We start from the raw sequence: 12,770 nt of genomic DNA on the forward strand, positions 1-12,770 counted from the left end.
CTATGATCACGTCGTTAAGTGGTTACTCTGTGTATTTTCTAAAACAAGGACGACAAATTTGATAAAAAAAGCCTTAACAAAAAAATAAAAATCTGAACTTTTAATGGAAAAAAAAATTAGGGTAGCAGGATTCTTCAAAACACCTCAACACATTGAAAAGCAATTTTTTAACTCAAAAAAGACACTCTTTTGTCAGAGTAAATTACACAAAATTCTTTCTTTTGACAAATAAAGTTAAATTTTATCCTTTGTTACTACTTTATTCTTTGACAATATATTCTTTACAATGAAAATATCTCCCACTAAAAAAATTCAACTATAATATTCTGAACCAAGCAAACTATTCAAAATATTCATGGTTATAATTTTTTACTTTCCTTTAAGTACCTTTTTATTTTATTACTGATTGCCCTCCAGGTAGGATCGAAAGGAAATATGAAAATTCAGGAAAAGATTTGAAACTTAGCGATTGAATCCACAACTTTGATAACCACAATTCACTAAACTTAATTTTGTCTTCCAATGCAATTCGATGATTTCGCTGGTATTACTCAAGAAGAATGGAAACAACTCATTCTAAAAACGATCAAAGCCGAAACACAGGAAGAGAAACTACGCATCTATACACAAAAGCTTATTCAGCATCCGGAGCCGGGTATTGAAATCCAACCGTTCTATACAAAGGAAGATGTGGTAGGCCTAGAGTATCTTCAGGGCTTTCATCAGTTGTGGGCTCAGACCCGACAAACTACTGGCTGGATAAATATAGAGAATATTATTGTTTATGATGAAATAAATGCGAATCAACAGGCCAAAGATGCCTTGACTAAAGGTGCCACGGGGATCAGGTTTAACTTATTAAATCGTCCGGGAGGTAAACCTATGTTGAATGGAGGCATAACCACAGAACATTTTTTCGACCTCTCTGTCCTACTTGAAGGCATTTTTCTTTCTCGGACACCTGTTTATTTTCATCTGAGACATACCCAATTAGAAAATCTCAGTAACTACTTACAGGAAGCAGAGAACGATGTTTCCACACTAATGGGAGGTATCATATTTGAAGAAATTGCTCTGTCAGCAATTTTACCAGATGAATTTACAAATGAAGCCTTAATACAATCTTTACAAGCCAATTCCTTATTCACCACACATACTCCTTATTTTAAGCCCCTAATTATAGAACCTGTTGGTGAACCTCTCGATGATAATACAGAAATGGAAACCTTTGCATTGCCGATGGTTACCTCGCTTGAATATCAATTGCAAACGATAGTTAAGCTGATAGACGATTTGGAGACTATTCTTCCACTTATAGATATTCTCTCTAAAGTAGGTTTTATAGTAGATATAGGTGACTATTATTTTATGGAAATAGCTAAACTGCGAGCTTTACGTTTAATATGGTGGCAAATAGGCAGAACTTTTCATCCTGAAGCAAATCTGATTGATGTTTTTATTTATGCACAAACAACTATGCTCGTTCCTCCTGTTGATGAGCCATACCATAGCCTGTTGACAAATACCACTCAGGCAATGTCTGCTATCATCGGTGGCTGTGATGCATTAGCTGTCCAGCCAGCTGCATTTACTAATCCCCAGGATATTATTTTAGGGAAGCACATTGCCAGAAATGTATCTGCCATTTTGCAGGAAGAATCGTATTTTGATAAAGTGGCAGATATAGGTGCAGGTTCTTACTTGATTGAGAATCTGACTCACCAGATAGCCAAAGCTGTATGGGACAGGTTATCAGTGTAATGTATTTTTACTCATCTTTTGCCACTTTATATGCAACCAGATTTCTCAAAGACGACATACTCTGATATTCAGAAAGCTTTGTCTAAAATTGCGGATAGTCTACCTCAAAAGAAGATATCTTTAAGTGAATCTGCCGAAGGTATTTCTATTCCAAATGCTTTTCAGGCACAGAAAAATGAATTTCCTCATCTGGTATTTGGAGCAGGTAAAGCCCCTTTTTTACGAGGCCCCTATGCCCCTATGTATACAACCCAACCCTGGACAGTACGACAATATGCAGGGTTCAGTACAGCGGAAGAATCCAATGCATTTTACCGACGTAACCTTGCCGCAGGACAAACCGGCCTTTCTGTAGCTTTTGATCTGGCAACTCATCGTGGCTATGATTCGGATCATCCTCGTGTAGTAGGCGATGTAGGCAAAGCTGGAGTTGCGATAGACTCTGTGGAAGACATGAAGATTCTGTTTGATCAGATTCCATTGGACAAGATGTCTGTATCGATGACGATGAATGGGGCAGTAATTCCTATTCTGGCATTTTATATAATAGCAGCAGAAGAACAAGGTGTAAAACCTGAACAATTAAGTGGGACCATTCAAAATGACATTTTGAAAGAGTTCATGGTCCGTAATACGTATATCTATCCGCCAGAATTTAGCATGCGTATTGTGGCAGATATATTTGCCTACACTTCAAAGCACATGGCAAAGTTCAATTCCATCTCTATTTCTGGTTATCATATGCAGGAGGCCGGGGCAACAGCAGATCTGGAGTTAGCATATACCCTGGCAGATGGCTTGGAATACATTCGTACAGGGCTGTCAGCAGGCATAGCTATTGACGATTTTGCTCCCCGATTGTCATTTTTCTGGGCTATTGGTATGAATCATTTTATGGAAATAGCCAAAATGCGTGCAGCGCGGATGCTTTGGGCCAAGATAGTAAAGCAGTTTAATCCCAAAAATGAAAAATCACTGGCATTACGAACACATTGCCAAACCTCAGGATGGAGTCTTACAGAACAAGATCCCTTTAATAATGTAGCTCGTACCTGTATTGAAGCCATGGCAGCCGTATTGGGAGGTACTCAGTCACTGCATACTAATGCCTTGGATGAAGCACTGGCTCTGCCATCTGATTTCTCAGCACGTATAGCTCGAAATACCCAACTATTTATCCGTGATCAAACAGGAGTAACCAAAACTATTGACCCATGGGGAGGTAGTTATTATATAGAGTACCTGACAAATGAACTGACAGAAAAAGCCTGGAAGCTGATTCAGGAGGTGGAAGCAATGGGAGGCATGACAAAAGCCATTTCAGAAGGACTACCTAAATTACGTATTGAGGAAGCCGCAGCCAGAAAACAAGCACGCATTGATTCCGGCAAAGATAAAATTATTGGGGTCAATTATTTAAAACCCGATACGGAGACATCCATTGAATTATTGGAAGTCGATAACACAGCAGTTCGAAATGCCCAGATAACACGTTTGACCCAAATTAAAGCTAGCAGAAATCAGGAGGCTGTTGATCAAGCATTAGCTACCCTTACTCGTATAGCAGAAACTGGACAAGGGAATCTGTTAGCGGCAGCTATTGAAGCAGCTCGTCAGAGAGCAACCTTGGGTGAAATATCTATGGCAATGGAAAGAATAGCTGGCAGATACAAAGCCGTTACTAAATCTATTACAGGAGTGTATATGCGTGAAGCATCTCAGGATGAGAATTTTCAGAAAGCCCGTAAGTTATCCGATCAGTTTGCTAACCTGGAAGGCAGACGTCCCCGTATCCTGATAGCCAAAATGGGACAGGATGGACATGATCGTGGAGCAAAAGTTATTGCTACTTCGTTTGCTGACCTGGGATTTGATGTTGACATTGGTCCATTATTCCAGACGCCAGAAGAAACAGCTCGTCAGGCAGCAGAAAATGATGTGCATATAGTAGGAGTCTCCTCACTGGCCGCCGGACACAAAACGTTAATACCTCAATTAATTAATGAATTGAAAAAACTAGGAAGGGAGGATATTAAAGTTGTTGCAGGAGGAGTTATTCCTCCTCAGGATTATAATTTTCTGTATAAAGCAGGTGTACAGGATATATTTGGACCAGGTACTGTCATTGCAATAGCAGCACAAAATATCTTACAAAAATTAATCTCTGATATGACAACCTATTAAATGAAAAGAGACAGATACAACTACCTGTCTCTTTTCCCTAATATATTTAATTCAACCTTAGTGAGTTGAATCTGCTTTTGATTCAATACTATCTTTTGCAACCTCAGCAGTTGAATCGATGGTTTCTGTAGCAGCATCTTGAACAGAATCAACAGCCTCAGTAGCCTCTGTTTCAGCAGCAGGCTTCGAATCACATGCAGAGAAAGCGATCGTTCCCAGAACAATAGCAGTAGCAACAAATAAATTTTTCATTTCTTTGTCTTTTGGTTTAAGGTTAAAGAACAAAATCTGCCTTTTATTCCTCAAATAATAAAAGGTAACCCAAATGAAAAAATAAAAGATAATGTGGGTTACGTTTTGTTTTTTCAGGTATTAAATACGCCTTGCATGAATAAAGTCCACTTTCAATCGGAAGAAGAATTAGTAATGGCGATTCGCCAGGGTGATGAACGTGCATTAGGGATAGTGTATAAGACCTATTTTCCTATGATTTTGCACTTTATCACTCACAATACAGGTACAGAACAAGAGGCCAAAGATATATATCAGGAAGCTATGATGATTTTCTATGAAAATATGCATGATCCTGATTTTGAACTCTCCTGTAAAGTAAAGACCTATGTATACTCTGTTAGCAGACGTTTGTGGCTCAAAAAGCTGACACAGCGAAACAAATACGTAGGTAAGATTGATGACTTCGAGAGCTTTATTCCATTTGTCAAAGATGAAGTAGATCCTGAAGAACAGGATGCTCAGTTTAAAGCTATGAACGAGGCGTTATCACAGTTAGGAGAACCTTGTCGTACTATTCTGGAAGATTTCTTTATTAATGACTTTTCCATGCAACAGATTACTGACAAAATGGGTTATACTAATACGGATAACGCAAAGAATCAGAAGTATAAATGCTTAATGCGATTGAAAAAGATATTTTTCTCAAAATATCAGATCTGATCCAAGTCATGTTGTTAAAACTATGATTACCCAGGAAATACAAGAACAAATTGAAAGCTATGTAGCCGAAAAGATGCCTGCAGCAGAGAAAGCATCATTCGAAAAAATGATGCAACAAGACAAACATCTCGCAGAGGCAGTCCGTCAACATCAGGTGATGGTAAATAGCTTTGCAACATTTAGCCGCCGGACTAAACTCAAAAAGCAGTTTGATTCCTTCCATAAAGAATGGAAAGAGGAAAGCAAAGAGCAACCTTTTATCTATACCTATGGTGTAAGGGCATTCTGGCGAAATCATATGACTACAGTAGCAGTAGCTGCCTCTGTAGCAGTTATTACTGTATTTAGTACTATCTTTATGACCAACTATCTGCGTTCACTGGAACATCAGCAGGTAAGTAATTACGCGGAGTTAAAGAAAGAAAACAATCATATTAAGAAAAGACTAAGCGATATTTCGGCTTCTCTACAACAGGATGTGACTACAGCAGCTGATTATGCAGCTAGTGCAACAGGTTTCATGATCTCTCCCAATGGCTACATTGTCACTAACCGACATGTAGTAAGTGGAGCAGATGAGGTATATGTAGAGTCTACAAATTATGAGAACATTCGCCAACGTTATAAAGCAAAAGTAATTCATAAAGATCAAAAGCTAGATCTGGCACTACTCAAGATATCAGATTCTACTTTTAAACCGTTGGCCTATATGCCGTATGCGTTAAATACTCGTGAGACAGATCTGGGAGAATCGGTTTATACACTAGCCTATCCACGAGAAGATATTGTATACGGAGATGGAGCGATCAGTGCCCATACAGGAAATGATGGAGACACTTCAAAATATCAAATATCGGTTCCAGTAAACCCTGGAAATAGTGGAGCACCTTTATTGGATGCGAAAGGGAATCTAGTAGGTATTGTTACAGGTAAAAATCCGAATGAAGATGGTGCAGCTTTTGCAATCAAGTCTAAACATTTGTTCACGTTGGTTCAGGAGATACCTGCAGATTCATTACTGGAGCCTCTGACTTTACCTAGAAAAAATTATATGCATTATCTGCGTCGTCCTGATCAGATTAAGAAATTGCAGGGACTCGTTTTTAATGTGAAGGTGTATAAAAAATAAAAAAACGTGTTTGTATTCAAGCCGTTAAAATCCAGAACTGCCCAGAAATGAGCAGTTCTTTCTTTTTATAGATACTTTCTAAAATTCCACAAAGGCCGATAAAGCAGATAATCCAGATCATACTGTCTGTCATAAGCCTCTTTCTCAAAGCTTATATTGTAGTAAGCCTCTTTGTGTTTCATCCCCTTAATACGAAGCCAAGCATACTCAAGCAGATACCAGATGTAAAATGGAATAATTCCCAACTCCAACTGCTGACGCAGGTGAATCTGTTCGTGATTCAGCAGGCGTTCATTTGAAGCATAATGTTTGTATTTTATCAACACAAATGGAAACAGGGCCATTCCATGCACCCACAGAAAAGGAACGTGTATCAGAATCAAAGGCTTACCCGATAAAAATAGAACAAATGTTATTTCCTAGTATGTCGCAAAAATCCAGCCAACCTACCAGGAGATTATACACTTCGAACAGGTTTATTTTAATACAGATTCAATATGTCCATAATGATGGTTACAATGCCAGACATATAGTGACACTACCTGTTTTAATGGATACGTCCTTTTGCTTTCAGGATGAAAATATGTCCGTTCAAAATCGGACTCTGTCATAGAACGCAGCAAAATAGCCCATCGTTTATGCAGGGCAGATATCCATTGCAAGGACACCTCTACAGGTGTTGTTTTACCATCCTCAAGCTCTGCCCAAAGATTTTCATGGTAAGGTTTTATGACAGGGTTTTCTTCTGTTAATGCAAGCTTAAAGCGTATTAATGCATTACTATGACTATCCGCCAGATGGTGTACTACCTGTAAGGCAGTCCAACCATCTGGTCTATAAGGCGTTTGTAATTGCTCAGGAGTAAGTTTGTTTACTAATTCAGACAACTTAACAGGAAATGATTCAATGATCTGAATTCCTTCTGGTACATCTGTAAAGGATACTGACTTAAAATGATCAAATTTTCCAATAGGATACTTTAGCTTTTCTAAATCCATGTGTTGTTTTAGTGTTAAGATAGGATGTTCTGTTATTTGATAATCACCATGTTGAATCATCAGCATGTAACTATTTCATTCTTAAGTCTCTGTAAGCTTTGTAGACAAACCAGCCCATTTACCGGTTGGAGTTTTGCCTACAATATAGGCTTCGATCTCCTTACGACCTAACTTATATACCTGCACATTGCTAAGATTTGAAATAATCTTTTCTTTAAGGATCTTAAACTTATCAACCAGTTTTATTTCTTCTTCGTGATACCATTCCTTTACTTCTGTTACACGTTTAAAGAAATCGTCTACAGATTGTATCTCAACAGGAGTTTGACGTGTCTGCTGAGCAAATCGTTTCACATCTATCTCATTCAAAGGTTTGGTTCCATTAAAATCCCATTCAAAGTAAGCAAACGGCTCATCGGATTCGCTTGGGTAATACAGGTCTTCAGCAGCCTGCAGCAATACCTGTTTCAAACTATTTTCGCTGTTTTCCCCAGTGTTCATAAGTAAATGGTAATGTTTTAGTCAAGTATAGGATTTGTTCAGGATGAAGTCAACTCATAAAAACATTTTGTAAAATTATTTCCATTCCCTCACTCGGAATTCGTAAGTTTGTGACCCTTTTTCGTGAAGGTAGAATCTATATAAATCATAGAATTAATTTATTTAATTATAACCAATGTAATTCCCATGACTGCAGAAATTCACACTGACAAAGGAGTAATGAAGGCCATGTTCTTCGAAGAAGATGCTCCTGGTACTGTTGCTAACTTTGTTAAACTGGCAAAACAAGGTTATTATGATGGCGTATTGTTTCATCGTGTAGTGCCAAACTTTGTAATACAAACCGGAGACCCAACAGGTACCGGAGCAGGTGGACCTGGTTACAGTATTCCTTGCGAACTAACAGGAAACAATCAATACCATGATCGTGGTGTGATCTCTATGGCTCATCGTGGCCGTGATACTGGTGGATCTCAATTCTTTATTTGTCATAACCGTATGAACACCAAAGGTCTGGATCGTCACCATACTGTTTTTGGTAAGGTTATTGAAGGTCTGGATATCATTGACGAGATACGTCAGGGAGATCGTATTACAAAAATCGTAATCAACGAAGACTAAATCTATTTTACAATATTCTGACAGAAAAGCTGTTGTACAAGATCACACAAATATATAAATATCTAATAATCAACCGATTAACTTATAAATTGTTTTTTCTGTCATCCTATATTAATTTATTGTAAATTTGTTTAAAACCTCCCACCCTTATTCGTGGGAGGTTTTATATCGCCAAGATGGTATTTTATAACAAACCACTATACTATCTTCTCATTCATCTACATCTATGTTAGAACGTCCTGGAAAACCTGTGAAAAAAGCCTTTTCTGAGAGTCCTCGCAATACTCGCCTTGGAGCACCACGCTTTTTGGATGCTGATCTTGGTAAATTACCTCCACAGGCTCCTGAACTGGAAGAAGCTGTACTAGGTGCCCTAATGCTGGAAAAAGATGCACTGACAACAGTTATTGACATGCTGAAACCAGATAGCTTTTATAAGGATTCCCACCAGGAAATCTATAGAGCTATTCTGGATCTGTTTGCACAATCAGAGCCTGTTGACTTGTTGACAGTGACAGAGAAACTTCGGGAAATGGGCAAAATTGAAATGGTTGGTGGGGTGGCTTATATTGCCCAGTTAACCAATAGAGTCAACTCTGCTGCAAACATTGAAGCGCATGCCCGTATTATTGGTGAAAAAGCGATCAAGCGTGAATTGATTTCTCAGGCATCTGAAATATTGAAACATGCCTACGAAGACACTACAGATGTCTTTAATCTGATGGACTTTGCCGAACAGGGACTCTTTCAAATCTCAGAATCTAATATCCGTAAAAAAGTAGCAGGTATGCGAGACCTGATGCAAATTGCGATTAAAGAACTGGAAGCCAAAAAAGACCGTAAAGATGGTCTGACAGGTATCCCTTCTGGCTTTAGCGCACTGGATCGGGTAACCTCAGGCTGGCAGCGTTCTGACTTGATTATTCTGGCAGCTCGTCCGGCAATGGGAAAGACGGCCTTTGTACTTTCTGCATTACGAAATGCAGCGGTTATGTTTAATATGCCAGTTGCTATTTTCTCCCTGGAGATGTCCGCGGTTCAATTAGTGAATCGTCTGATTTCAGGGGAAGCAGAACTGGAAAGTGAGAAAATAAAGAAAGGAAATCTTGCTGCGTATGAATGGGAACAACTACATGCCAAGATTCGCAATCTTGAAGCTGCTCCTATTTATATTGATGATACGCCGGCACTCTCTATTCTTGAGTTACGTGCCAAATGTCGCCGTCTGAAAGCACAACATGATATTCAATGTATTATCATTGACTACTTGCAGCTAATGAGTGGTGATTCCGGAGGAAAAGGGGGAGGAAACCGTGAACAGGAGGTTGCTCAGATTTCCCGGGCTCTAAAAGGTCTGGCCAAAGAGCTTAACGTACCTGTTATCGCTCTTTCTCAGTTGAGTCGTGCAGTAGAAACGCGGGGTGGGGATAAACGACCACAACTTTCTGACTTACGGGAATCGGGTTCTATCGAACAGGATGCCGATATGGTGGCCTTTCTGTATCGTCCTGAATATTATGGCATTACTCAGGATGAAAATGGAAATCCAACTACCAATATGGGGGAAGTAATTATTGCCAAACACAGGAATGGATCGCTGGAAAACGTACCATTGAAATTTATAGGTAAATACACCAAGTTTTCTGACTGGGATGGTGCTGAATCATTTACTAATCTGGCGTCATTGCCTAGTTCTGGAATAATTCCGAATGAATTTGATGAAGACCTGCCAAACGGTACCATTCGTCTGGGTAGTAAGGCAAACAATCTGCCACCACAAATGCCACCTGAATCATTGGGAGACGAACCTCCGTTTTAATTTTGTCTATAACAACTCGTCATATTCAAAAGCCTCAGTTATTTATGCTGGGGCTTTTTTGTTGTTTAGTAGTGTAATTCCATAATTGATCATAAAAGAAAATTGACCAATCAGAAGAAGTATATAGATAACAAATAATTCTTTTTTGCGGAATTTCCAGAAAAGCTCATCAGTAGATACAGGTATTTTATTATTTATAATCCATAGAAAACCCAACACAAAAATAACGAGATGGAGATAAGAAAGCCAAGGCCTCATAGTTTGCTCATTAGACAATATAAGCTGATATAAAACTGATAACCCTCCCAAAATGATCATATATTTCAAATCATACATATGTGGATGAGCAACTATATAATAATTTCCTAACAGGATATTCAAATTTGTAATAGAAGCAAAATAGTTCATGCCAACACCTACTATTGCTATAAACAAATATATAAGCCCAACTCTACTTCTGGGAACATTAGAATAAAGAACCAAACATATCAGAACCAGTATAGTACAATATCCAATATATTCAACAACAGATGTTCTTTCCCAAAAACTAACTTGATTAATAGAAGTAACAGGAGGTACCTCTGCAATATAAATTTCTCCCAATAAAAAGTTTATTCCAGTCAAAGCATCTGCTAGAAGAAATACAGCCCATATTAATCCTATTCCTACAATAACCCAAGTTGGAAAAACAATCACAACCAAAAACCAAGTAAACCAACGTAGTTTTCCAAAACCTCCCATCTTCCAACGGATATATAATATAAACAACAAATTAATCAGTTGTAAAAACATTGCTAGTAGCAACACCAATATTGCCATGCCCTCACATATAACTCTGTTGACTATAGTAGTATTTATCAAATTTGATTCAGTTTTTACTGCATTCAAAGGAGGATATATCGTCCACCCTCCACCAGATACTTCTACAGGAAAGTATAACAGCATTCCCCTGCAAACCCAGAACAACAGAAGTAATAAATAAGCAATCCACCATATTCTTCGCGTAAATAGAGTCTTTTCTATATTCCATATGGGCTCTACATACCATAACCAAAGTATACCCATTAGATAAGGCATCAAAAACAAAGAGGTTGTAGTTAAGAAATCAGTTTCATCCAATATGAATTGTACTAATGAGTTATTCATATTTAAGAACAAATTGATAAAGATTGCTACAGTTATTGAAACAATCCCTAACCATATATAGGCAGTAAAGTAGCGTTGAATCATTAATGAAATCAGTATACTAGAAACAATGCCAAAATAGACAAAGAATGAGATTCTGGAAGGTAGATGAATAAATTTATTGTGTCTATAGAAGACTTGTATTAGAATTCACATATCTTATCTTTGCATGATACAATAATAAATACAGAGAAGACAATTTTATATATAAAGTTCTTCTCATTATCCATACCACTGTATCTGTTGTTGGGTCATTCATCTAACTCTACTAACTGACTTTCTAAGCCAATCATGAATCAGAAACAACGTATTTTCTTTTGGTCTATTACTGCAGCCTTGGGAGGCTTCCTTTTTGGTTTTGATACTGCTGTTATCTCCGGCGTAGAGCAATCCCTCGAATCTCTATGGCAACTTGATGTATGGGAACATGGGCTAACGGTATCCATCGCCTTAATTGGGACTGTAATTGGCTCCATGCTAGGTGGTATTCCAGCTCAACGATTAGGCCGAAAAAAAACGCTTTTCTGGATTGCAGTTCTTTATCTGATCTCTTCTATTGGAACAGCTCTTGCTGTTAACTGGGAAATGTTTTTGATCTTTCGCTTCCTGGGCGGCTTAGGAGTAGGTGCATCTTCAGTAGCTGCACCTATGTATATCACTGAAATCTCTCCAGCTAAATCCAGAGGAAGATTGGTTGCTCTTTTTCAATTCAATATTGTGTTAGGAATTCTGGTTGCCTATCTGTCTAACTATCTTCTGGCCGAATTTATGACCAATGAATCCTGGAGATGGATGTTGGGAGTTCAGGCTTTTCCTTCAATAATCTTTCTGGTAGCTGTCTTAAATATTCCAGAAAGTCCACGCTGGCTACTTTTAGCGAAAGGACAAACTGCTCAGGCTCGGGAAGTACTACAACTAATTGATCCGGAAACGGCAGAAGAGACTTTTATAGCCATACAAAAACATGTAGATCAACCTCAGACAACAAAACTCTTTTCTGGTTCTTATAGCACACCTATTATGCTGGCGGTGTTGTTTGCCGTATTTAATCAGGTATCAGGCATTAATGCAATCATCTACTATGCACCACGTATTTTTGAAATGACAGGTCTGGGTAAAAACTCTGCTTTATTATCTTCTACAGGTGTGGGTGTAGTCAATCTGGTATTTACCATGATCTCTTTGAATTTGATTGATCGGTATGGACGCAAAACATTAATGAAAATAGGTTCTGTTGGTTTAATCATCACATTGGCTTTAGTAGCCCGAGCTTTTTATGCTCAGGACTTTAGTGGATTAACTGTTCCTTTACTGTTGTTTGTGTATATAGCCTTTTTTGCATTCTCACAGGGAGCCGTTATATGGGTGTTTATATCCGAGATTTTCCCGAATGAAGTACGGGCTAGTGGACAAGCGTTAGGAAGCTTTACGCACTGGATTATGGCTGCTATTATCACATTCACATTTCCTTACCTGGCAGAACGTTTTGGAGGCGGGAACACATTCCTGTTTTTTACAATCATGATGGTGTTGCAATTATTGTTTGTTCTTCGACTTATGCCAGAAACCAAAGGCACCAGCCTGGAACAAATTGAAAGAACGTTTATATCTCATTAAT

12 protein-coding genes are annotated in these 12,770 nt (G+C 38.3%); 7 read left to right on the forward strand and 5 right to left on the reverse strand.

The features are described 5' to 3' along the window. Window positions 1-522 precede the first annotated feature (522 nt). Both QNI22_RS08985 and scpA read left to right on the forward strand, forming a co-directional pair. Window positions 523-1,761: a methylmalonyl-CoA mutase family protein gene (locus QNI22_RS08985; protein ID WP_314510315.1), complete on the forward strand. Its 1,239-nt coding sequence runs from the start codon at window positions 523-525 to the stop codon at window positions 1,759-1,761. A gap of 30 nt (window positions 1,762-1,791) precedes the next feature. After that, window positions 1,792-3,945, forward strand: coding sequence for a methylmalonyl-CoA mutase (scpA, locus tag QNI22_RS08990; protein WP_314510316.1), 2,154 nt, complete (start codon window positions 1,792-1,794; stop codon window positions 3,943-3,945). 57 nt (window positions 3,946-4,002) lie between these two features. On the opposite strand, the gene QNI22_RS08995 is transcribed toward scpA, so the two are convergent. Continuing rightward, window positions 4,003-4,197, reverse strand: a complete 195-nt coding sequence (locus QNI22_RS08995) for a hypothetical protein (RefSeq protein WP_314510317.1) — start codon at window positions 4,195-4,197, stop codon at window positions 4,003-4,005. Between the two features lie 135 nt (window positions 4,198-4,332). Between QNI22_RS08995 and QNI22_RS09000 the strand changes: the two genes are divergently transcribed. Next, window positions 4,333-4,899: an RNA polymerase sigma factor gene (locus tag QNI22_RS09000; protein WP_314510318.1), complete on the forward strand. Its 567-nt coding sequence runs from the start codon at window positions 4,333-4,335 to the stop codon at window positions 4,897-4,899. Between the two features lie 22 nt (window positions 4,900-4,921). Continuing rightward, window positions 4,922-6,028 carry a S1C family serine protease gene (locus QNI22_RS09005; protein ID WP_314510319.1) on the forward strand — a complete coding sequence of 369 codons (1,107 nt, stop codon included), beginning with the start codon at window positions 4,922-4,924 and terminating at the stop codon, window positions 6,026-6,028. 65 nt (window positions 6,029-6,093) lie between these two features. On the opposite strand, the gene QNI22_RS09010 is transcribed toward QNI22_RS09005, so the two are convergent. The 3 genes from QNI22_RS09010 to QNI22_RS09020 form a co-directional block, all read right to left on the reverse strand. Continuing rightward, the gene (locus tag QNI22_RS09010) at window positions 6,094-6,411 is read right to left on the reverse strand and encodes a hypothetical protein (RefSeq protein ID WP_314510320.1); all 318 of its coding nucleotides are present in this window, start codon (window positions 6,409-6,411) and stop codon (window positions 6,094-6,096) included. 93 nt (window positions 6,412-6,504) lie between these two features. After that, entirely contained in the window at window positions 6,505-7,026 is a 522-nt protein-coding gene (locus QNI22_RS09015) for a YfiT family bacillithiol transferase (RefSeq protein WP_314510322.1), read from the reverse strand. Window positions 7,027-7,107: 81 nt separating this feature from the next. After that, the gene (locus tag QNI22_RS09020) at window positions 7,108-7,527 is read right to left on the reverse strand and encodes a nuclease A inhibitor family protein (protein ID WP_313975237.1); all 420 of its coding nucleotides are present in this window, start codon (window positions 7,525-7,527) and stop codon (window positions 7,108-7,110) included. 186 nt (window positions 7,528-7,713) lie between these two features. Here QNI22_RS09020 and QNI22_RS09025 point away from each other — a divergent pair, with 186 nt between their 5' ends. Next, a complete protein-coding gene (locus QNI22_RS09025; RefSeq protein WP_313975238.1) occupies window positions 7,714-8,148 on the forward strand; it encodes a peptidylprolyl isomerase in 435 nt (144 codons plus the stop codon). Window positions 8,149-8,374: 226 nt separating this feature from the next. Beyond that, window positions 8,375-9,967, forward strand: a complete 1,593-nt coding sequence (gene dnaB, locus QNI22_RS09030) for a replicative DNA helicase (RefSeq protein ID WP_314510323.1) — start codon at window positions 8,375-8,377, stop codon at window positions 9,965-9,967. Window positions 9,968-10,009: 42 nt separating this feature from the next. Here the strand turns inward: dnaB and QNI22_RS09035 are convergent, their stop codons facing one another. Next, window positions 10,010-10,855, reverse strand: a complete 846-nt coding sequence (locus QNI22_RS09035; protein WP_314510325.1) for a hypothetical protein — start codon at window positions 10,853-10,855, stop codon at window positions 10,010-10,012. Between the two features lie 588 nt (window positions 10,856-11,443). Here QNI22_RS09035 and QNI22_RS09040 point away from each other — a divergent pair. Then, window positions 11,444-12,769, forward strand: coding sequence for a sugar porter family MFS transporter (locus QNI22_RS09040; protein WP_314510327.1), 1,326 nt, complete (start codon window positions 11,444-11,446; stop codon window positions 12,767-12,769). Window position 12,770: the final 1 nt, after the last annotated feature.

The sequence above is a fragment of the Xanthocytophaga agilis genome (assembly GCF_030068605.1).
Taxonomy (GTDB): Bacteria; Bacteroidota; Bacteroidia; order Cytophagales; family 172606-1; genus Xanthocytophaga; species Xanthocytophaga agilis.